This is a genomic window from Blautia sp. St.27G3 (assembly GCF_059728505.1).
Map to the genome: position 1 here is coordinate 473,984 of NZ_BAAGFO010000001.1, position 18,987 is coordinate 492,970.

General features: G+C 54.3%; 24 protein-coding genes. 18 read left to right on the forward strand and 6 right to left on the reverse strand.

Going from position 1 to position 18,987, the window contains the following annotated elements:
- Positions 1 to 4: 4 nt before the first annotated feature.
- From AC6I2O_RS02120 to AC6I2O_RS02190, 15 genes are all read left to right on the forward strand, one after another.
- Entirely contained in the window at positions 5 to 691 is a 687-nt protein-coding gene (locus tag AC6I2O_RS02120) for a hypothetical protein (RefSeq protein WP_278941911.1), read from the forward strand.
- A gap of 12 nt (positions 692 to 703) precedes the next feature.
- Positions 704 to 982 (forward strand): early E1A protein, encoded by a 279-nt coding sequence (locus AC6I2O_RS02125; RefSeq protein WP_278941914.1) that lies wholly within the window; start codon positions 704 to 706, stop codon positions 980 to 982.
- Positions 979 to 2,325: a baseplate J/gp47 family protein gene (locus AC6I2O_RS02130; protein ID WP_497741674.1), complete on the forward strand. Its 1,347-nt coding sequence runs from the start codon at positions 979 to 981 to the stop codon at positions 2,323 to 2,325. The genes AC6I2O_RS02125 and AC6I2O_RS02130 overlap by 4 nt, the downstream gene beginning before the upstream one ends.
- Before the next feature lie 13 nt (positions 2,326 to 2,338).
- A complete protein-coding gene (locus tag AC6I2O_RS02135; protein WP_497741675.1) occupies positions 2,339 to 3,472 on the forward strand; it encodes a phage tail protein I in 1,134 nt (377 codons plus the stop codon).
- A gap of 24 nt (positions 3,473 to 3,496) precedes the next feature.
- Complete coding sequence (locus tag AC6I2O_RS02140) at positions 3,497 to 3,808, forward strand: hypothetical protein (protein WP_497741677.1); 312 nt, start codon at positions 3,497 to 3,499, stop codon at positions 3,806 to 3,808.
- An 18-nt stretch (positions 3,809 to 3,826) separates the two neighbouring features.
- The gene (locus tag AC6I2O_RS02145; protein ID WP_497741678.1) at positions 3,827 to 4,252 is read left to right on the forward strand and encodes a hypothetical protein; all 426 of its coding nucleotides are present in this window, start codon (positions 3,827 to 3,829) and stop codon (positions 4,250 to 4,252) included.
- Between the two features lie 2 nt (positions 4,253 to 4,254).
- Positions 4,255 to 4,647 (forward strand): hypothetical protein, encoded by a 393-nt coding sequence (locus tag AC6I2O_RS02150; RefSeq protein ID WP_497741679.1) that lies wholly within the window; start codon positions 4,255 to 4,257, stop codon positions 4,645 to 4,647.
- Positions 4,648 to 4,665: 18 nt separating this feature from the next.
- On the forward strand, positions 4,666 to 5,787 hold the full coding sequence (locus AC6I2O_RS02155; protein WP_497741680.1) for an SUMF1/EgtB/PvdO family nonheme iron enzyme: 1,122 nt from the start codon (positions 4,666 to 4,668) through the stop codon (positions 5,785 to 5,787).
- Between the two features lie 73 nt (positions 5,788 to 5,860).
- Entirely contained in the window at positions 5,861 to 6,205 is a 345-nt protein-coding gene (gene avd / locus AC6I2O_RS02160) for a diversity-generating retroelement protein Avd (RefSeq protein WP_497741681.1), read from the forward strand.
- A 38-nt stretch (positions 6,206 to 6,243) separates the two neighbouring features.
- Entirely contained in the window at positions 6,244 to 6,525 is a 282-nt protein-coding gene (locus AC6I2O_RS02165; protein WP_497741682.1) for a hypothetical protein, read from the forward strand.
- Between the two features lie 101 nt (positions 6,526 to 6,626).
- Positions 6,627 to 7,754: a reverse transcriptase/maturase family protein gene (locus AC6I2O_RS02170; RefSeq protein ID WP_497741683.1), complete on the forward strand. Its 1,128-nt coding sequence runs from the start codon at positions 6,627 to 6,629 to the stop codon at positions 7,752 to 7,754.
- Positions 7,745 to 8,101: a serine/threonine protein kinase gene (locus AC6I2O_RS02175; protein ID WP_497741684.1), complete on the forward strand. Its 357-nt coding sequence runs from the start codon at positions 7,745 to 7,747 to the stop codon at positions 8,099 to 8,101. The genes AC6I2O_RS02170 and AC6I2O_RS02175 overlap by 10 nt, the downstream gene beginning before the upstream one ends.
- Before the next feature lie 14 nt (positions 8,102 to 8,115).
- Positions 8,116 to 8,496 (forward strand): hypothetical protein, encoded by a 381-nt coding sequence (locus AC6I2O_RS02180; RefSeq protein WP_497741685.1) that lies wholly within the window; start codon positions 8,116 to 8,118, stop codon positions 8,494 to 8,496.
- Positions 8,497 to 8,508: 12 nt separating this feature from the next.
- Positions 8,509 to 10,086 (forward strand): phage tail tip lysozyme, encoded by a 1,578-nt coding sequence (locus AC6I2O_RS02185; protein ID WP_497741686.1) that lies wholly within the window; start codon positions 8,509 to 8,511, stop codon positions 10,084 to 10,086.
- A gap of 13 nt (positions 10,087 to 10,099) precedes the next feature.
- Positions 10,100 to 10,642: a hypothetical protein gene (locus AC6I2O_RS02190; protein ID WP_497741687.1), complete on the forward strand. Its 543-nt coding sequence runs from the start codon at positions 10,100 to 10,102 to the stop codon at positions 10,640 to 10,642.
- Between the two features lie 96 nt (positions 10,643 to 10,738).
- Here the strand turns inward: AC6I2O_RS02190 and AC6I2O_RS02195 are convergent, their stop codons facing one another.
- Positions 10,739 to 11,296: a hypothetical protein gene (locus tag AC6I2O_RS02195; protein WP_497741688.1), complete on the reverse strand. Its 558-nt coding sequence runs from the start codon at positions 11,294 to 11,296 to the stop codon at positions 10,739 to 10,741.
- 137 nt (positions 11,297 to 11,433) lie between these two features.
- Here AC6I2O_RS02195 and AC6I2O_RS02200 point away from each other — a divergent pair, with 137 nt between their 5' ends.
- From AC6I2O_RS02200 to AC6I2O_RS02210, 3 genes are all read left to right on the forward strand, one after another.
- The gene (locus AC6I2O_RS02200) at positions 11,434 to 11,682 is read left to right on the forward strand and encodes a helix-turn-helix transcriptional regulator (protein ID WP_497741689.1); all 249 of its coding nucleotides are present in this window, start codon (positions 11,434 to 11,436) and stop codon (positions 11,680 to 11,682) included.
- Between the two features lie 116 nt (positions 11,683 to 11,798).
- On the forward strand, positions 11,799 to 12,035 hold the full coding sequence (locus AC6I2O_RS02205) for a helix-turn-helix domain-containing protein (RefSeq protein ID WP_497741690.1): 237 nt from the start codon (positions 11,799 to 11,801) through the stop codon (positions 12,033 to 12,035).
- A 62-nt stretch (positions 12,036 to 12,097) separates the two neighbouring features.
- Positions 12,098 to 13,141: an IS30 family transposase gene (locus AC6I2O_RS02210; RefSeq protein ID WP_497741691.1), complete on the forward strand. Its 1,044-nt coding sequence runs from the start codon at positions 12,098 to 12,100 to the stop codon at positions 13,139 to 13,141.
- A 131-nt stretch (positions 13,142 to 13,272) separates the two neighbouring features.
- On the opposite strand, the gene AC6I2O_RS02215 is transcribed toward AC6I2O_RS02210, so the two are convergent.
- The 5 genes from AC6I2O_RS02215 to AC6I2O_RS02235 all read right to left on the reverse strand — a co-directional run bounded on the left by AC6I2O_RS02215 (position 13,273) and on the right by AC6I2O_RS02235 (position 18,929).
- A complete protein-coding gene (locus AC6I2O_RS02215) occupies positions 13,273 to 14,343 on the reverse strand; it encodes a PTS sugar transporter subunit IIC (protein WP_120393579.1) in 1,071 nt (356 codons plus the stop codon).
- A 180-nt stretch (positions 14,344 to 14,523) separates the two neighbouring features.
- The gene (locus AC6I2O_RS02220) at positions 14,524 to 16,146 is read right to left on the reverse strand and encodes a sensor histidine kinase (protein ID WP_497741692.1); all 1,623 of its coding nucleotides are present in this window, start codon (positions 16,144 to 16,146) and stop codon (positions 14,524 to 14,526) included.
- A complete protein-coding gene (locus AC6I2O_RS02225; RefSeq protein WP_120393603.1) occupies positions 16,106 to 16,822 on the reverse strand; it encodes a response regulator transcription factor in 717 nt (238 codons plus the stop codon). Before AC6I2O_RS02225 ends, AC6I2O_RS02220 begins: the two co-directional genes overlap by 41 nt.
- Before the next feature lie 325 nt (positions 16,823 to 17,147).
- A complete protein-coding gene (gene radA / locus AC6I2O_RS02230; protein WP_497741693.1) occupies positions 17,148 to 18,512 on the reverse strand; it encodes a DNA repair protein RadA in 1,365 nt (454 codons plus the stop codon).
- Complete coding sequence (locus AC6I2O_RS02235; protein WP_120393582.1) at positions 18,513 to 18,929, reverse strand: endosialidase; 417 nt, start codon at positions 18,927 to 18,929, stop codon at positions 18,513 to 18,515.
- Positions 18,930 to 18,987 lie beyond the last annotated feature (58 nt).

Sequence of the window (18,987 nt, forward strand, 5' to 3'; positions counted from 1 at the left end):
TCACATGGCGACAATGGCAAAATGGGGCTCAAAGACATGGGCCGTATCAACAAAGAAAGTCGTCGCTCTGGAGGGGCTGTCCTTTTCCTATTCGCAGGTGGCCGACAACAACACCAGCACCGAGGAAAAGAAAACCACCAACGAGCGCGGCACCGACCTTTTCCCCCTCAGCTTCACCACCGTGCTGCATAGCGGCGCAGGCGTGGACGTGAGAAAAGAGATCGAGAGCTGGAAGGCTCTTGTCACAAAGGTGAATTATTTTTATCTGGGCGGCAAGAAGCTGGGCCCGAAGCTCCAGCTCCGCAAGGTAAGCGTGAGCAACGTCAAGATCGACGATATGGGCCGCATGAGGCTGGCGACGCTCTCCTTCGAGTTTAAGGAGTACGATCCAGACACTACCAGCGTTAAGGTGAGCACCTCGGCGCTGAATGTGAAGGCCAGCACCTCGGCCAAATCCACCAAAAAGACCGAAAACAAGCAGGTGGCAAAGGCCGAAAAGAAAACAATCAAGGTGGGCGACCGCGTGAGGCCCACCGGCCAGAAATATGCAACCGGGCAAAAGATCCCCGGCTGGGTGAAGGAGCGCAGCCATGTGGTGAGCCAAATCAAGGAAAGCCAAAACAAGGTGCTGCTCGGACACCCAAGCGGGATCAATAGCTGGGTATATTTGAGCGAAGTCACGCTCGTGTAAAGGAGGGAGGCCATGAGAGCAAAAGGCAACGGCCGCCCGGAGGTATGCGCTGCCAACCTGCTGAAAATCACCCGCGGGGAGGTATCGTTCGACCGGATCAGGGGAAGGGACGGTGCCCTGATAGACCAACCAAACGCAGCAGACGAGGCGGCGGCTGACGCCGAGTGGCTGCTGCAAACCTACGAGCCACGAGTGGACGCCGAGGCCCTCGCTGCGGACGCGGACGCGCGAGCGGGCGACTTTGACACCATTGTGGACATAACCAGAAGAAAGGAGGACGAGGAAACGTGAGCGATCTCAAATTCATAGAAACAGACGCCGGGAAGGTTTACGACACCATACTGGGCGAGCTGGAAAACGGCGTCCGGGAGCCCTTATATCCCGGAGACGAGCGCCGGATCTTCGGCGAGTCTCTGGCTCAGGTGATCGTCGCCGTCTACAACAGCGTGAACGACGCCTGCCGCCAGAAAATGCTCCGGTATGCCCGCGGCTCCGTTCTGGACGCGCTGGGCGAAAACCGGGACACACCCCGCCTCGATCCTACCTTCGCCACCACGACGCTGCGCTTCGGTATCAATGAGGCCATGGCGTCAAATATCATCATACCGGCCGGGCTGCGGGTGACGGGTGACTTCGTTCACTATTTCCTGACAGACGCCACCGTCGTGCTCTACGCCGGGAGCCTCACCGTCGAGGTGACAGCCACAGCCGAGCAGGGCGGCGCAAGCTACAACGACATGGCGATCGGGGAACTCTCCCAGATCGTTGACGTGTCGGACGTGCCGCTGATCGACTATGTAACCAACACCGAGCCGACGGGTGGAGGCGGCGACCGGGAGGGCGACGAAGCCTACCGGGAGCGGATCCGGCAGGCCGAGAACAAGCTCAGCACAGCAGGCCCGGCCAAAGCCTACAAATACTGGGCCCTGAGCGCGAACCCGCTCGTCACCGACGCGGTGGTGGAGTCCGAAAAGGAAACAATCACCCGGACGCTGACGACCTACGCTGGGCACGCCTTCCAAGGCGGTGCCAATCTGCTGCCGGACACACTGACGGTATATCTGCCGGGCGGCGGCGAAGCCGTGGCGGGTGCCGACTACACGGCCACCTACGACGACGAGCTGCTGACGCTGGCCCTCTCAGGGGCTCTGGCGGGCGCTGCGTCCGTCAATATCAAGATCACCCGGAATATGTACGGCCGCGTCAAAATCGTGCCTATATGCGCCGGTGGCGAAATACCAGACGAGGACATTCTGGAGGACGTGCTGCTGGCCTGCTCGTCTGACGACGTGCGGCCACTCACGGACATGGTGCAGGTAGAGGCTCCGGCCGTCCACGAGTACGACATAGAGCTGGAATACTACACCACCAAGGCCGACGAGTCCGAAGTCGTCCAAAACGTCGAGGGCACCGGCGGCGCGATCAGCCGGTACATTTACTGGCAGGGCTCCAACCTCGACCAAGACATAAACCCGGACGAACTCAGGAAGCTGATCCTCTGCCCTCACTGGGAGGACGGCCTGAAAGGGGCCACGCGGGTGAACATCATCAAACCGGAATACACAGAGCTGGAGAGCACAACCGTGGCCGTTTTCTCCGGCAAGCTGAAAGTGTCCCACAAAGTAAAAGACTAAAGGAGGCGGTGACATGGGCGGCATGAAAGTGTCAAATATTGATTTTATACGCCTGCTGCCCGCCTTCATGCAGGACGACGAGGCAGCGATCGCACTCAGCAAAGCCGTGAACAATCTCATAAGCGAGCCCGGCAGCCGGATCCCTTCGATCCGCACATGGGACGAGGTGGACAATCTGAGCGAGGCAGAGTGCGACGAACTGGCGTGGGAGCTGGACGTGGACTGGTACGACTCCACCGGCATGAGCCTGGAGGAAAAGCGGAACACGATCAAGCTCGCGCAGCAGATCAAGCGCAAGCGAGGGACGAAGTGGGCCGTCGAACGGCTGATCTCTGCATACTTCGGCGAGGGCTACGTCGTGGAGTGGTACGAAATGGGCGACAGCCCGTACACCTTCGTGGCCCTGACTACCAACACACACACGGACGCCCGCAATTTTGAGAAGTTCGTGGAGGCCGTAAAGGCCGCGAAAAATTCGCGCTCACATCTCGTGGGCGTTTTTTATTTCTGGCAGCAGGGCCCGGATCCCGGCATTGAGTACAGACTGGACACCAGCATGCACCGGTATGACTTCGTGAAGTGTGGCACCCGTCCAAGGATCGCCACGGTGGGATTTATCGTCAAGCCGGGCATAGAGCTGGAGCCGGACGAGACGCTGCACCGGTATGGCTTCACCCATGCGGGCGAGTTTGAGTGCGGCACATATCCACGGCCCGGCACGCTGGGCGCTGCGGTAAAGGCTGGGATCCCCGCGGATCCTGACGTGCAGGCGCTCCGGTACGACTTCGGGAGAAAAGCCGGGACATATCCAAGGCCCGGTACCATGGGGCAGGCAATCCGGCGGCCGATCCGGGCAGAGCCCGCGGCTGGCTTCCTGCTTTACCCTCACCCGAAAACCGGGGATCTGATATGCGGGACATACCCGCGACCGGGGACGCTGGGAAGCGTGCTGCAGCAGCGGGTAGCCGACGAGCTGGCGGCCGTCCTCTATTCCTACCAGCACACCAAAGCGGGGACGGTAAAGTGCGGTACCGTGGGGGCGGGTACAATCGGCGAGGCCCTCACCAACAAAGCAGCTACAGCTCCGGGCCTCACATTCACGGCGTACAGCTTCGTGAAATGTGGGACAAGGCGCTGCGGTGAATAAATAAAACCGAAAGGAGGACACAGTATGGGCTACTTTTACGACAGCTTTATGGGCCACCGAAGGAACCAGTGGCTCCGCTCGATCCACGCCGCAGAGGTACAGACCGGCGGCAGCTGGCACCGGGGGACGATCAACAAGAAGATGATCGAGGGCGACACCCTCACTATTCTGGCGACCTTCCCCAGTCTGGACTCCGTGGCCTGCACGATCGACGCCTCGCGGCTGATCGACACCCGCGGAGAGATCGCCGCATACCAGCAGCGGACGATCACAAAGGTGGAGGGACAGGGCACCATGATTAAGCTCACAGTCCCGATCTATGAAGTCACAACCTAAAGGAAGGAGGAAAAACGCATGTATAGACGCACGTTCTGGCTCGACAAAGTGGAGGACGTGGACACCCACGAGATCATTCAGGAAGGCACCGACCAGAGCGCCGGACACTTCAACAATGCCGAGCACGGCATTTCTGACGTAAATCTGGCGGCAGCCCTGATCCTGATCTCGTCCTCTCTCACCGCCGAGCAGGTGGCGACCGAGGAAAGGACGATCACGCTCACCAACTCCCAGAGCTACCCGTTCAACAACTCCGCACAGACGATCGCGCTCGCAACCGCGAGAAACTTCACGGACTACACCGTGGAGGCCGAGGTGCTGGATCACTCCGGCAACGTCGGCGACGTGAGGATCTTCGACCGTATGCTGAACGGCTTCAAGGTAGCATACGACGGCAGCGCAAAAAGCGCCACCATTAAGCTGAGAATTAAAGGAGGAATGTAATCATGGCAACCAATAAAGTGAAAGTTATCGAAAAGAACGCGGGCGAGAAAATCGCCTTCGAGCAGAGCGGCACCCGCCTGATCTTCGGCGACGACGAGATCATGCTGAACGCGGCCAAGTATCAGAAGGACTGGCCCGTCGAGGTGGATATTTGCCGCGACAAGGCCGACAACCTGACGATCGGCACCGCCTCCGGGCTGCGCTATGTGGCGCAGGTAATGATCCCGGCCGCAACATATACCGAAACCGTGATCGAGGAACCCGAAGCTCCCGAAGCTGACGCCGAGGACACAGAGCAGACCGAAAACGGCGGTATGAACCAGCAGAACGTCCAGAGAGACAAGAACCCGCTCAACATAGGCGACGTTACCGTCGTTCTCTGGAGCATTGAATAAAAAAAGGAGGACACAACAATGGCAAATTATGATCTTTCCAGTCTGGCGCTCCAGTCGGTGTGCCCGAACAATGTAATCAAGGTGGACGACTCCGATCTTCCCTCTGTTCTTGTGTATATTCCCAAATTCAAGAACAGCGACGTGCTGACCGGCGGCAATAGCGCCACCCACCCGGCGTTTATCGTCAACGGCTCCGAGATCCCCGGCTTCTACTACTCCAAGTACCAGAACGTCGTCCACACCACCAAGCTGACCGACGGCGACGTGACCGCGGCGTACAGCCTGCCGGGTGAGGATCCGGCCGTGAATATCAACTTCGACACCTCCCGCGCACGCTGCGAGGCCAAGGGCGCAGGCTGGCACCTCAGCACTAACGCCGAGTGGGCCGCGATCGCCCTCTGGTGTAAGAAAAACGGCTTCCTGCCCTACGGCAACAACAACTACGGGAAGGACGGCCGAGAAAGCAACTACAAGGCGATCCCGACCTCTAAGGACGGCGACAAAATCGGCCGCGTAGCTACCGGCACCGGCCCGCTGACATGGAGCCACGACAAGACTCTCTCCGGTATCTGGGACATGAACGGCAACGTCTGGGAGTGGCAGGGAGGGATCCGCTTCGTATGGGGCGAGCTCCAGATCCTTGCTAACAATGACGCTGCGGATCCTGATAACCCTCAGAACGAAACAAGCGTGTGCTGGAAGGCAATCAACGCAGCCGACGGCTCTCTGGTAGAACCTGAGTGCCATGTGAGCGATCCTTCCGCGAAGCTCTCCGGCAGCACGATCAAGCTCGACTATGTGAGCGGCGCGTGGGTATATACCACCACCGTGACAAGCTCCAACAATCAGGGCCGGTACTGCTTATTCGCCAAAGTCACCGCAGCGGCAGCAGTCGGCGCAGCGGCCAAGGTGCTGCTCCGTTCCCTGGCCCTGCTCCCGGACGAAGGCACGACCGAGGCAGACTACGAGGGCGACTACTTCTACCTGATTAACGGCGAAGCCGAGCGCTGCGTGGTCCGCGGGGGCCACTGGAACGTCGGTGCGTACGCTGGTGTGTTCGCCTTCCACGGCAACTGTCCCCGCTCCAGCGTCGGCGCGTCCGTCGGCTTCCGCTCCGCTTATATCCCGGAAATCGGGTAATCTGGCAATCTGAAAATCTGGCAAGGGCGGCCCCCCACCAAAGGGCCGCCCTTTACCATGCAAGGAGTAAAACATGGATAACCTACAACTGCGGCAGCGTATCGTCCGGGGCATGATCCGGGTGAGCGAACGCACCGCCAATATGCGAAAGCCGGAAAAGTTCGAGTACCGCAAGCACATGACGGCCGCGTTCATGGATATGCTGGAGCTCTGCATTGAGGCCAACCGATCACGGGGCCAGAAACGTGCAGAGCTGCAAAACAGAATGGACACGAAGCTGGACGTGCTGCGCTCTCTGGTAGATACGGCAGTATCGCCGGAGGATCGTCTGATCTCTCCGGGGCTCCATGAAATCTGGAGCAAAGAACTGAACGAAATCGGGCGTATGCTCGGCGGCTGGAAAAAGTCGAACGAGTGAGCCCGTGGGGAATGTGTCGTGATAAAAGGGGGCGCTGCGTGATCCGCGGGGGCAACTGGAACAACGGTGCGAACGCTGGTGTGTTCAACTTCAACGGCAACAATCCCCGCTCCAACGTCAACGCGAACATCGGCTTCCGCTCCGCTCTTGCCTTTTTCGCTTATTTCCTGCGGGCCAAGGCCCAGCAGGGGCACCAAGGCAAAAGGGACGCATTTCCCGGCCGACAAGGCCAAAGATACAAGCTCGCACAGCTCGCCGGTGGAGGCCACCGGGAGCGGCGGGCAAACCGCGCAGGCTGGCCGATCCTGCTATGCGGGTGAAGGACGGCCGGGAACCTGCGGAGCGGCAACCGTCGGGGAACGGCCGATCCAAGGAATGTCACACGCGGGCCATTTTTTGAAATCAAGGAAGGAGTGAAGGCATGGAACCAATAAACCGGCCCTCCCTTCTGGAGAGGATATACTCGTGGGAAAATCTGCTGAACGCATACCACGAGGCAGCAAGAGAAAAGTGGTACCGGGACGACGTGACGGCCTTCTCGGCCCAGCTGGAGGAAAACCTGATCAGCATACAAAACGACTTGATCTGGCGCACCTACACCGTGGGCCGATACCGGCAGTTTTACGTCTCGGAGCCAAAGCGTCGGCTTATTATGGCGCTGGGCTTCCGGGATCGCGTCGTTCAATGGGCCATTTATTTGCAAGTAAACCAAGAGCTCGACAATGGCATGATATACCACAGCTACGGGTGCAGAGTCGGCAAAGGCACCACCCGATCGGCTGAGCGGCTCCAATACTGGGCTGCGCTCGTTGACCGCAAAGCCGGGCCACCGTGGCACTACTTAAAACTGGATATTTCAAAATATTTCTACCGAGTGGATCACAGTGTTCTGCTCGGTATTTTAGCGCGGAAATATCCGAGCGAGGACGGTTTTCTCTGGCTCATGGGCGTGATCATCAACTGCGACCATACGCCCTTCGGCCTGCCTCCGGGCAAGTCGGCCGACGAGGTGCCGCCAGCGGAGCGGCTTTTCGAGGTGGGTATGCCGATCGGCAACCTCACCAGCCAGCTGCTCGCAAACGTCTGTCTCAACGAGCTGGATCAGTATATCAAGCACGAGCTGAAAGCTCATTTTTACGTCCGGTATATGGACGACATGGTGCTGCTGCACCGGGACGCCAGCGTGCTGAACGAATGGCGGGTACTCATTGAGGGCTACCTCAACGAAGTGCTGCACCTCGAACTCAACAGCAAGACCACGATCGGCCTCGTGAAGCACGGGATCACCTTCGTGGGCTGCCGTGTTTTTCCGGGCGGCCGGAAACCAACGAGGCAGAGTATCAAGAAAGCAAAGGCCCGTATGCGCTATATCGCCAAGGAATACGAGGCCGGGCTGATTGACTTCGACGCGGTGGACGCCACCATGCAGAGCTACTTCGGTATGCTGGGCCACTGTTCGACGCATGGGCTCCAGAAGTGGATCGAAAACAACATCAAATTCAAACGCAGGGACGGAGAACAGTCTCAGGAGGTGAACACATGGACGTAACAGAGATCATTATAGCCGCAAGCATACCCTCGGCGCTGACCGGCTTCTGTTTTTGGCTGATCGAGCAGCGACTCCAGAAGCGGGAAAAGAAGCGCGACGACGAGGAAAAACAGCGTCGAGCTGCTGAGGAAAAGCGGGAAAAGAACCGCGAAAAGCAAGAGCTTTTTCTGGTGCAGGGCGTCGGAGCTGCGATCGCTCTCGGCGAGGCGACAGCCAGAGCCGTGCAGCGGATCCCGGACGCAAACTGCAACGGCGACATGCACGCCGCGCTGGAATATGCGGCAAAAGTGAAACACGAACAAAAGGACTTTTTGACCGAGCAGGGGATCGGCGCACTGTTCGACTAAGGGAGGTGGAAACCATGCACGGAGAATACGAAGAAATCACCGTGGAAGCCGAGGATCCGCAGGCACAGATCGAACGGCTAACACTGGAGAACCAGAAGCTCAGGAAACAGATCCGGCAGCTGAGGGCGGCGGCCAAGCTCAACAAAAAAGTGGAGTTTTCAAAGCTCATTTTCGTGGGCGTGAGCGTCGTCACCGTGGCGATCGTTCTGTTTTCCTGCCGCATGATCTGGATCACCATGGACACCTCGGCGCTGGCCTACCTGATCCCGGCAGTATTCACGGAAATGGCCGCAGCTACGGGCTTTTACTACTCCAAGGCCAAGGCCGAGAACAAGATCAAGCTAATGGCTGCCACCGGTGTGCAGCCGGAGGCGTCCAACTTCAACGACATGTAAGGAGGTGCAGGCATGGGACTGACCGGAAAGACCAACGAGGAAAGGATCTGGAACTTCCTCAAAGGCAAGGGCCTGAGCGACCACGGCGTCGCCGGGCTCATGGGGAATTTATACGCCGAGAGCGCACTCAATCCCCATAACCTCCAGAACACATACGAAAAGAAGCTGGGGTACACGGACGACGCCTACACAGCCGCCGTAGACTCTGGCGACTATACCAACTTCGTGAGGGACTCGGCAGGCTTCGGGCTGGCTCAGTGGACATACTGGAGCCGCAAGGAGGCGCTGCTGGCATACGCGAAAGCGGCCGGGGCCTCGGTGGGAGATCTGGCGACTCAGCTCGGCTTTTTATTCAAGGAGCTGAGCGAGGGCTACACCGGAGTGCTGGACACCCTCAAAACAGCCACCAGCGTGCGGCAGGCGTCCGACGCGGTGCTGCTGAAATATGAGCGCCCGGCCAATCAATCCGAAGCAGTAAAACAGAAAAGGGCAGGCTTCGGCGAGAAGTACCTCAAAAAGTACGCAGCCGAAAGCGATCCCGGAAAGGAAGGCAACAATATGAGCAATAGTTCATTGGTGGACTGTACGAGGTACAGCCCGAACCACAGCGGAAAAAGAACGCACACCATTGACACACTCACCCCTCATTGTGTAGTCGGCCAATTATCGGCCGAGACGATCGGCGACTGCTTCCCTAAAGGCAGGGAGGCAAGCTGCAACTATGGCATAGGACACGACGGCCGCGTCTGCCTGATCGTTGACGAGTGCAACCGGAGCTGGTGCAGCTCGTCCAATTCAAACGACCAGAGGGCGATCACGATCGAGTGCGCCAGCGATAAGACTCACCCCTATGCCATGAAGTCGGCCGTCTACGAGAAACTGATCAAACTCTGCGCCGACATCTGCAAGCGCTACGGCAAGACCAAGGTTTTGTGGCTCGGCAGCAAGGAGAAAACGCTCGCCTACACACCGAAAAGCGACGAAATGGTGCTGACGGCACACCGCTGGTTTGCGAACAAGTCGTGCCCCGGCGACTGGCTGTACTCCCGGTACGGCGAGCTGGCGAACCGGATCAACGCCCTGCTGGGCTCTGGCAGTTCTGGCGGCTCAGGCAACGCAGGGGGCGGCGGTAGCTCCGGCGGATCCGGCTCTGTCCTGTACTACGTCCAGAGCGGAGCATATAAGCAGAAAGCCAACGCAGACGCGCAGGCGAAAAAGCTCAAAGCAGCAGGCCACGACGTCCTCGTCAAGCTGGTGGACGGCTATTACAAAGTGCAGACGGGGGCATATTCCAAAAAGGCCAACGCGGACGCCGAGCTGGCAAAGCTGAAAGCTCAGGGCTTCGACGCTTTTATAACCACCAACGGCGGCAGCGCCAGCGCTGACGGCTTCAAGGTGGGCGACAAGGTAAAGTGCAACGCCGGAGTGACGACATACAGCGACGGCACAAAAATGGCCTCGTGGGTGCCCGGATCCGTTCTCTACGTTCGGGCCGTAGAAAGCGGCGGCAAGGTTTTACTTGTGAGCACTGAGCCCACAAAGAAGGTATACACCGGCCGCGTGAAGGCGTCGGACGTTCACAAAATTTAAGGAGGTAGCAACCATGAGCGAAACAATGCAGCAAATTATGAGCGCTTGCCTTCCTGTCCTCTGCCTGCTCATTACAGCTGGCGGGGCCTATGCGGTGGCCCTGCTCCGCAGGGAAACCGCGAGGATCGAGAAGGAGCTCGACAACGAAACGGCCACCAAGTACATGAACATGGCAGCCGACGCGGTGGCGCAGGCCGTCACCTACACGGCCCAGACCTTCACCGACGCACTGAAAGCTGAGGGCAAGTTCACCAAGGAGAAGCAGCTCGAAGCCTTCAACAAAGCCAAGGAGAAAACGTTGGAGATCCTCGGCGACACCGCCGTCAAAGCGCTGGGCGAAATTTACGGCGACTTCGACACATGGGTGGACACCAAGATCGAGCAGGTATGCCGCGAAATCAAGGTACCGGAGGCCGACAAGACCGCAGCCACAACCGCAGCGGCGACAGCTGCCAGCGTAGCGACCACGATCGCCACCACAGCGGTGCAGCAGATCGCGGCCGAGGCTGTCCCGACGACAGCGGCCACCGAAACGCAGGACACGAAAGCAGAATAAAAAGGCCCTGAGAGCTTGTGCGAGCCTCCCAGAGCCACGAAAGAGCCCGGCGGGTAGTTTATACCTTCCGGGCCCTTTTTTGCTTTTTTACGCGAATTATTCAACATTCTGGCCGATTGCTTCGAGCGACTCTTTGATCTGTCCGAGGTTTTCCTGCGTGGCGTCGTCCTCCACCTTTTCGGCTCCGCGGTACACATACTTCACGGCCTGCTCCATATCCATGCCGAGCTCGGCATAATCGCGGGCCGCCTCGTCGTCGGCGTATGCGTATTCCAGCCAATACCCGTAGAATATGGCCTGCTCCATTGTTTCATTATCGCCGTAATAGTCCGGGTAATGTTCCACAATGAACGCCACCGCCTCGTCCCGCTTCTCGTCCGTGACGCCTTCTGCCACGGAGTCCTTCGCGTCCCTTGCCAGAGCGTCCACCTTCGCGCTCGTGTTCGCCTCCGGCTCTGATGCCGTGGGCTGATCCGTTTCCGCTGGTGCGCCGGACTGAATGGACGGCTCCACCTCCGAAGTCCCGGCCGTCTGATCGCCGCCCTTATTTCCACCAACGGCGGCGGCTATCAGAACGACGGCCACCACGCCAACAATGATCCATTTCTTTTTGCTTTTTCCGGCCTGCCCTGCTTCCTGCTCCTTTTTGCTCATGTTTTACCTCCATTTCCATGACTTTTTATTTGCGTTTTTTCGCGTTAGTCATGTTTGGGATAATTATAAGCGGTGAAAGGTGCTAAAGTCAATATGCTATCTACCTATCTTTGGGATAAAAAAGGAGGCGCAACGCCATGAAATTATACAGATACACGAACGGCAGAGCCAACGCCTCCGGCTGCAAAATAAAAGAGCGCCGGGAGGCTGCCGGACTGTCTCAGGAGGAACTCGCGGCCCGGCTTCAACTCGCTGGGCTGAACCTAAACCAAAAGGCAGTGAGCCGGATCGAAACCGGGGACAGAGTGGTGCCAGACTTCGAGCTGCTCTACTTCTCGGAGGTGCTGGAGGTGCCGATCTGCGAGCTATTATCTGCTGATAACTGAGGGCGGGAAACCGCCCTTTTTCTTTTTGCGAAAAAATGCGAGGGACGCTTGACAAAGCGCCAATAATGGCGTATATTATAAGTACGCCAATAAAGGCGCAAAAAGGAGGCAAGGCTATGAACATCAAGGAAATGAGGAAAGAAAAAGGACTGACTCAGAAGCAACTCGCTGAGCAAATCGGTGTAAATATCCGCTGGGTGCAGAAATTAGAGGCCGGAGAGATAAAACTTGAAAACATCACATTTTTGAACGCGGCGAAGCTGATCATGGCGCTGACACCGTTCGACGACGAAAAGCAAATTGCAAGGGACATATATTTCATAGCAAAACGAACACTCGAAAATAACGCTTGAAAAAGCAAGGAGGGGGAGCGGCTGCGGCTGCTCCCTATTTTTTATTTACGGAGGACGCGAACATGAGACGCTTCAAACACTTAACCAAGACAGACCGGCTCCGCATTGAGCAGCAGCTCCGGGACGGAAAAGAGCCGAAGGAGATCGCCGAGTCGATCGGCGTCCACATTTCCACCATTTACCGGGAGAAAAAGCGCGGCGAATATCAGCACCGAAACAGTGACTACACCGAAGAAACCCGGTACAGCTCCGACCTCGCCGAAATGAAATACCGGGCCAACCTCGCAGCCAAGGGCCCAGACCTGAAAATAGGCAAGGATCACGAGCTGGCCGACTACATAGAGCGCCGGATCGCAGACGATAAGCTCTCCCCCGCTGCCGTTCTGGGCGAAATCGAAGCCAACGGAATGAGCTTCGAGACTTCGATCAGCGTCAACACGCTATACAGCTACATAGGAAAGGGCGTTTTCCTTCGGCTGACAAATAAAAGCCTGCCGCTCAAAGGTGAGAAAAAACGCGGCTATCACAAAGTCAAAGCCCAGAAGCGCCCACCAAAAGGCGAAAGCATAGAAAAGCGCCCGGAGGAAATCGGCGACCGATCCACCTTCGGGCACTGGGAAATGGACACAGTAGTGAGCGCCAGACCGGGCAAGGCTGCCATTCTGGTGCTGACCGAGCGGCTCACGCGCGAGGAAATCACAGCGAAGCTCCCGGACAAGAGCGCGGCCAGCGTGGTGCAGGCTCTCGACGATCTGGAGCGTGAATGGGGCGACAAGTTCCCTCTGGTATTCCAGACAATCACCGTAGACAATGGGAGCGAGTTCGCAGACTGTCCCAGCATGGAGCGCAGCGTTCTGGGCGACGGCTCCCGGACAAAACTCTATTATTGCCACCCGTACAGCTCATACGAACGCGGCAGCAACGAAAATCTGAATAAGATGATCCGGCGCTGGCTGCCGAAGGGTACGAACTTCGACGAAATCGCCGACGAAGTGATCGAGGCCGTCACCAGCTGGATCAACAACTACCCGCGAAAAATCCTCGGCTATTTGACCGCCGATCGGGTATTTCAGGCCCATTTATCGGCCGTTTTTGGGGCCCATTAAATTTTTTGGATTTTTTTCGCATTTACTCTTGACATTTGCCAAATTTTGCCAGTATATTTGATATAAGCCGTGAAAAGGGCAAAGCTACTTTTTGCCGCTCCCCTTTTCACGTTTCCTATCCTCAGTATATGTTACACATCCAGCTTCATCTGTCCGTCCTGGATATATCCCATATTTTTCATTCCACGGTAAATCATATAAGAAAGCACGCCAGGAAGGATAAAATGGAACACTGCAATCTTCAGTAATACCGTCATAGGATCTTCCGTTGCCGCCATCGTCTGATAAGTCATGATCTGTCCCACAAGCCCGGATGTTCCCATCCCTGCACCCGTGGCATTATTAATCATATGGAACGGCCCTGCAATTGCAACAGGCCCGAGAATTGCAGATGCTAATGTGGGCGGCACCCAAATCAGCGGTCTTCGCACAATATTGGGAATCTGCAACATTGAGGTACCGACGCCCTGCGCAAACAGCCCTCCCACTCCATTGTCTTTAAAACTCGTCACTGCAAACCCGACCATCTGACAGCAGCAGCCGATCGTAGCCGCGCCTGCTGCCACCCCATTCAGTCCCAGAATAATTCCAAGCGCCGCTGAACTGATCGGCAGAGTCAGCGCCATTCCCATCAAAACAGAAACGACAATTCCCATCAAAACAGGCTGCTGTACCGTTCCCCAGTTAATCAGGTTTCCAATCCAGGACATAAATTCGGAGATACCAGGTCCGACAAGCAATCCCACCGCTCCGCCAGACAAAATCGTAACCGCCGGAGTAATCAATAAGTCAAGCTTTGTCTTTCCTGCTACAAGTCTTCCCACGGTAATTCCTATGTACGCAGCAACAAAAGCGCCCAGCGGTTCTCCAGGGCCTGATAACAGAAGTGCCCCCTGTTCCGTAAACAATGTCCCTGCAATTAAGTTACTTGCATACGCGCCGATCATACCCGCCGCGCCTGCTGACAACAACACATAGGTAGATTCTTTGAACTTATACGCAACGCCGATTCCAATTCCCGCGCCAGTCAGTCTCTGGGCAATTACAGCAAAAGAACTTAAATATCCTCCGTACGTACCCCCGATCAGATCGCCTGCCTGCTTCAAAATGGTACCAATAATCAATGTGGAAAAAAGTCCCAGTGCCATGCCACTTAAGCCGTCAATAAAAATGTTATTCAGTATCTTTTTGATTTCTTTCATCTGCTCATATTCTCCCTTATCCTGTCTGGCCCGGCGTCTGAGTGACACCAAAGGCTGCGTTCTCGTGTCATTTGACATAATAACATAAAACCCACACGCTTGGGAAACTTTTTTTGCAGATTGTTAAAAATTTTTCAATCATTTTCCATGTTTATTTACGGGGACGTATTTTTTGTTTCTCTATCGCCTCTGTTCATGATCTCGAAATGGAAAGCGCATTACTACCTTAAATAAATCTCCGTCAATACTGACCTCCAGAGTTCCTCCCATATTGTGGACAAATCCTGATGCTATGGCAAGCCCAAGTCCATGCCCCTGCGTTGTCCTCGACTTATCGCCGCGCACAAAACGCTCCATGATTTCCTCCGGATTAAAATCCATCTCATAGGATGCAATATTTTTCAGCTGCATTTCCACCTGACTGCCTTTTCTTCTGGCTTCCAGATAGATTCTCGTGCCTTCCATAGAATACTTCAGCGAATTTTCCAGAAGATTCTGCACGACGCGATACATTTTTCCATTGTCACCTTCAAAAAGCAAAGGTTCATCCTGATAGCTGGTACGTATTTCTCTTCCGCTTTCACAGACGGCATCCTCCATATTGCCCAGTGTCTGTTCCAGCAACCTGCGCATATCAAGCACCTCTATCGCCATCTGCGTCTCACCGCTTGTTGCCTTTGACAGATCAAACAAATCCTGAATCATATTTTTCAACTGCTCCTGTTTCAGTGAAATAACGCCCACATAATCCCGCGCTTCTGCGCTCAGTTCTTCCTTTTTCAGCAAATCCGTATACCCTACCATTGAAGTCAGCGGAGTTTTCAGGTCGTGCGACAAATTTGTAATCAGGTCAATTTTCAATCTCTCCGTCTGAATTTGCTTTTCCATACTTTTTTTCATAGCCGTATCAATATGCAAGAGCTGCTGTGACGCCTCATACAGAGCAGATTGCTCCGTGAGGATATTTTCCTGTGGAATTTCGCGATCTTCCGTCATGCACTGAATCTGATATGTCAGGCAGCCAACCTCCCGCTGCATCCGGCCAGTATATCCGTTTTTGATAAACAGGAGAAACAGCCCCGCACATGACACAATCACCAAAAACCCTACCGTTGGGTCACACACCCCCATTGATAGCATTCCCGCAAAAGCACCGACTGCCAAAAACAATAACGCCAGAACAAGCGCGCCTTTCCTGCGGTTCTGCATACGGATTTCAACTGGCGTCCGATTCCGATATCGCCACACTTCCGACCAGATCAATGAAGTCTGTTTCATGATTCCGAGAAGCCACTGCCGTACCAGAAGCAACAGACTTCCATAAAAAACGAAAAGCACAATTGTCAGATGAAGCACAAACGCAAACAGAATATCCAGCCTGTCGTTGATCGGATATTTCCCCCACACTGCTGTTGAGTAAAAAATAAAACAGGTTCTCCATTTCAAGCTGCTATAACATAGTAAAATGACGAGTAATTCCGTCTTTATTCTGTCGCCTACAAAAGTACCGCCTGACAGCTTTGTTATCAGCATTTTCCGATGAAAAAACAGACCGCGCATGGTCATAAAACCAGACAGAAACATCAGTAAAAAGCAAAAAAAAGCAGAAAACTGATACCCGTCTATATATTCCCAGGAATGAAGATAATAATTATAATACTGATAATAAATAACCGTCAGCGTCAGAAAAACAGACGTCACGATCAGACTGCCTGCCAGGAAAAACGGCCCTCTCTCTTTTGTGAACCAGCCCTTCCATCTCTCACCTTGCCTTTTCATCGAATTTTTCAATCTTGTAACCAATTCCCCACACCACCTTCAGATATTTTGGATATTTCGGAGTAATCTCAATCTTTTCCCGAATTCGTCTGATATGTACCATCACCGTATTTTCGATTCCATAAGCGTCCTCCTGCCACACACGGCAGTAAATTTCTTCCGCCGAAAAAACGTAGCCTGGATGGCTCATCAAAAGCTCTACAATTTTATACTCTGTCGCTGTCAGACGCACCGGTTCCTGATCTACTGTCAGTTCCTTTTTATTTTTGTCCAGTACCAGGCCGCCGTTTTTCAGTATATTTTCTCCGGAAATCGCAGTCACTGCTCCTAGGGAAAAATAACGCCGAAGCTGTGATTTGACCCTGGCCATCAGTTCTGCTGTATTATAAGGCTTTGTCACATAATCATCCGCCCCCATCGTAAGTCCGAGCACTTTATCACTCTCCTCTGTTTTTGCAGAAAGCATGATGACCGGTATGTTATTTTTTTCTCTGATTTTCATAAGCGCAGCCAGCCCGTTGAGCTGCGGCATCATCACATCCAGAATAATCAGATGGATTTGCCTTTCTGTCACCATTTCCAGCGCCTGCATCCCATTGTATGCCTTCAGTACCTGGTACCCTTCCAGCTCCAGAAGTCTTGCAAGTGATTTCACAATCTCCCGATCATCGTCCACCACTAAGATACGATATGTTTCCATTTCCGGCTCCTTTATCTCAATATAAAATTCTGGTATCTTCCATCCGTCTTTTTTCTCTCTTAGTATAACAGATAATGCCACTATTTTTTTTATAGAAATCTGACTTTTTTCTTACAGAATATCCGGCTGGATACTCCTTGTATTTCGATGCTTTTGCATAAATACATAAATAAAAGGACTGTTGCAAAATACAGCGTTCCGACCATATATGGTTTTGATGCCGCTTACATCTACGCCATATATGGTATGGATTCGCCATTTTGCAACGGCCCCTCTTTCTCTGATATTTACTGATATTTATGATTTCTCTCAAAATTTGAACCGGCTACAGAATCGCTCCCAGCGCGTCTTTTACATTCCGAACGCCGATCAGCTTTATTCCCTGTACCTTCTGGGCCTGCTTCCGGCAAACCTCCGGAAGAATTACTGTGTCAAATCCCAGCTTCTGCGCTTCCCGCACGCGCTGTTCTGCCATACTGACGGAACGGACCTCACCGCTTAACCCTACCTCGCCAAACGCGATCGTCTTCGCATCAATCGGCCGGTCTTTCATGCTGGAAGCTACAGCTAAAATAATCCCCAAATCCAGCGCCGGTTCATTCATCCGTATCCCGCCTGCAATGTTTACATACGCATCGCAGGAAGAAAGTCCGAGTCCTGCACGTTTTTCCAGAACCGCCATTAGAAGATTAACTCTATTTAAATCTGTTCCGGCAGCAGTTCTTCTCGGAAACGCCAGATTGCTCCGGCATACAAGTGCCTGTACCTCTAAAAGCACTGGACGCGTCCCCTCCATTGTGCAGGCCACAACAGAACCGGAAGCCCCTTCCGGCTTTCCTTCCAGCATATACTCAGACGGATTGGGCACCTCCTCAAGTCCGGATTCTCTCATCTCAAATACGCCGATCTCATTCGTGGAACCAAATCGATTTTTCACACCGCGCAGCACGCGATAGGAGGCATGCCGGTCGCCTTCAAAATAAAGCACTGTATCGACCATATGTTCCAGCACTCTCGGTCCTGCCACAACGCCTTCCTTTGTCACATGTCCGACAATGAAAACGGAAATGTTCATACCCTTCGCAATCTGCATCAGTACGGCAGTTGACTCCCGCACCTGTGAAACGCTGCCTGGCGCTGACGTGACATTTTCATGAAACATCGTCTGAATGGAGTCAATAATCACGATCTCCGGCTTCACTTCCGTGATCGCCTCCCGAATCGCCTCCAGATTCGTCTCACAAAGAATCATCAGATGCTCTGTAAAGGTCCCCATACGTTCTGCACGCATCCGAATCTGCTGCAAAGATTCCTCGCCTGAAATATACAATACCTTTTTGCCACATCCGGAGAGATTGCGGCACATCTGAAGAAGAAGCGTTGATTTGCCGATTCCGGGATCGCCGCCCACCAGAACCAAAGAACCGCACACAATCCCGCCGCCAAGCACACGGTCCAGCTCCGCACTGCCCGTTGCCAGCCTTGCGTCCTGACTGAATGCAATCTGCGAAAGTGTCTTTGGCTGGGACTGCTCCCGGTGCGCTGCGCTGGAAAGAGCTGTCTTTTTAAGCGTCTGTCTCGGCTCTTCTGCAAATGAATTCCATTCTTTGCAGCCCGGACACTGTCCCATCCATTTGGAAGACTCAAACCCGCAATTCTGGCAGAAAAATACTGTTTTTGCTTTTGTCATTTACAGCTTCACAACCTTTACCGGAACACTGGCATCACTTGCACCAATTTCCACGCTGAGCACTAGCTTGCCGCCCATGTTTGTCTTCATGGTTCCGATACTCATGTCATCAATATAAATCTTATACTCTGCATCCTCCTCAAGGCCGAGAATAATCTGTGCATCCTGCTCGCCTTCCACTTCAAACGAAACGCCACTCTCTGTTGCGCTGAAATGATGAACCGCGGTTCCAGGAACAGACTCATATGCAAACATTCCGTTTTTCTCAAGCTTCGTAATCTCTGCATATGTTTTTATCTTATATAAATCGCCTTCGTGCTCATAATCTGAACGTTTTGCCTTCTGTGCAAGCTCATAATCCCCAAAGCTGAGCGTACCATTTTCTTCCGTGCGTATAAGCTCTTTAATACCTGACATTTACATGCCCTCCTGATTTTGTCGTATAAGTTGTTAACTGATATGTCATCTTACCATA

What these genes read in the sequence shown, in the direction of transcription:
- radA (WP_497741693.1), bottom strand. Translation starts at nt 18,512, where the DNA reads ATGACAAAAGCAAAAACAGTATTTTTCTGCCAGAATTGCGGGTTTGAG.
- AC6I2O_RS02225 (WP_120393603.1), bottom strand. Translation starts at nt 16,822, where the DNA reads ATGGAAACATATCGTATCTTAGTGGTGGACGATGATCGGGAGATTGTG.
- AC6I2O_RS02215 (WP_120393579.1), bottom strand. Translation starts at nt 14,343, where the DNA reads ATGAAAGAAATCAAAAAGATACTGAATAACATTTTTATTGACGGCTTA.
- AC6I2O_RS02170 (WP_497741683.1), top strand. Translation starts at nt 6,627, where the DNA reads ATGGAACCAATAAACCGGCCCTCCCTTCTGGAGAGGATATACTCGTGG.
- AC6I2O_RS02175 (WP_497741684.1), top strand. Translation starts at nt 7,745, where the DNA reads ATGGACGTAACAGAGATCATTATAGCCGCAAGCATACCCTCGGCGCTG.
- avd (WP_497741681.1), top strand. Translation starts at nt 5,861, where the DNA reads ATGGATAACCTACAACTGCGGCAGCGTATCGTCCGGGGCATGATCCGG.
- AC6I2O_RS02185 (WP_497741686.1), top strand. Translation starts at nt 8,509, where the DNA reads ATGGGACTGACCGGAAAGACCAACGAGGAAAGGATCTGGAACTTCCTC.
- AC6I2O_RS02120 (WP_278941911.1), top strand. Translation starts at nt 5, where the DNA reads ATGGCGACAATGGCAAAATGGGGCTCAAAGACATGGGCCGTATCAACA.
- AC6I2O_RS02195 (WP_497741688.1), bottom strand. Translation starts at nt 11,296, where the DNA reads ATGAGCAAAAAGGAGCAGGAAGCAGGGCAGGCCGGAAAAAGCAAAAAG.
- AC6I2O_RS02155 (WP_497741680.1), top strand. Translation starts at nt 4,666, where the DNA reads ATGGCAAATTATGATCTTTCCAGTCTGGCGCTCCAGTCGGTGTGCCCG.
- AC6I2O_RS02200 (WP_497741689.1), top strand. Translation starts at nt 11,434, where the DNA reads ATGAAATTATACAGATACACGAACGGCAGAGCCAACGCCTCCGGCTGC.
- AC6I2O_RS02140 (WP_497741677.1), top strand. Translation starts at nt 3,497, where the DNA reads ATGGGCTACTTTTACGACAGCTTTATGGGCCACCGAAGGAACCAGTGG.
- AC6I2O_RS02145 (WP_497741678.1), top strand. Translation starts at nt 3,827, where the DNA reads ATGTATAGACGCACGTTCTGGCTCGACAAAGTGGAGGACGTGGACACC.
- AC6I2O_RS02235 (WP_120393582.1), bottom strand. Translation starts at nt 18,929, where the DNA reads ATGTCAGGTATTAAAGAGCTTATACGCACGGAAGAAAATGGTACGCTC.
- AC6I2O_RS02210 (WP_497741691.1), top strand. Translation starts at nt 12,098, where the DNA reads ATGAGACGCTTCAAACACTTAACCAAGACAGACCGGCTCCGCATTGAG.
- AC6I2O_RS02190 (WP_497741687.1), top strand. Translation starts at nt 10,100, where the DNA reads ATGAGCGAAACAATGCAGCAAATTATGAGCGCTTGCCTTCCTGTCCTC.
- AC6I2O_RS02125 (WP_278941914.1), top strand. Translation starts at nt 704, where the DNA reads ATGAGAGCAAAAGGCAACGGCCGCCCGGAGGTATGCGCTGCCAACCTG.
- AC6I2O_RS02180 (WP_497741685.1), top strand. Translation starts at nt 8,116, where the DNA reads ATGCACGGAGAATACGAAGAAATCACCGTGGAAGCCGAGGATCCGCAG.
- AC6I2O_RS02135 (WP_497741675.1), top strand. Translation starts at nt 2,339, where the DNA reads ATGGGCGGCATGAAAGTGTCAAATATTGATTTTATACGCCTGCTGCCC.
- AC6I2O_RS02150 (WP_497741679.1), top strand. Translation starts at nt 4,255, where the DNA reads ATGGCAACCAATAAAGTGAAAGTTATCGAAAAGAACGCGGGCGAGAAA.
- AC6I2O_RS02205 (WP_497741690.1), top strand. Translation starts at nt 11,799, where the DNA reads ATGAACATCAAGGAAATGAGGAAAGAAAAAGGACTGACTCAGAAGCAA.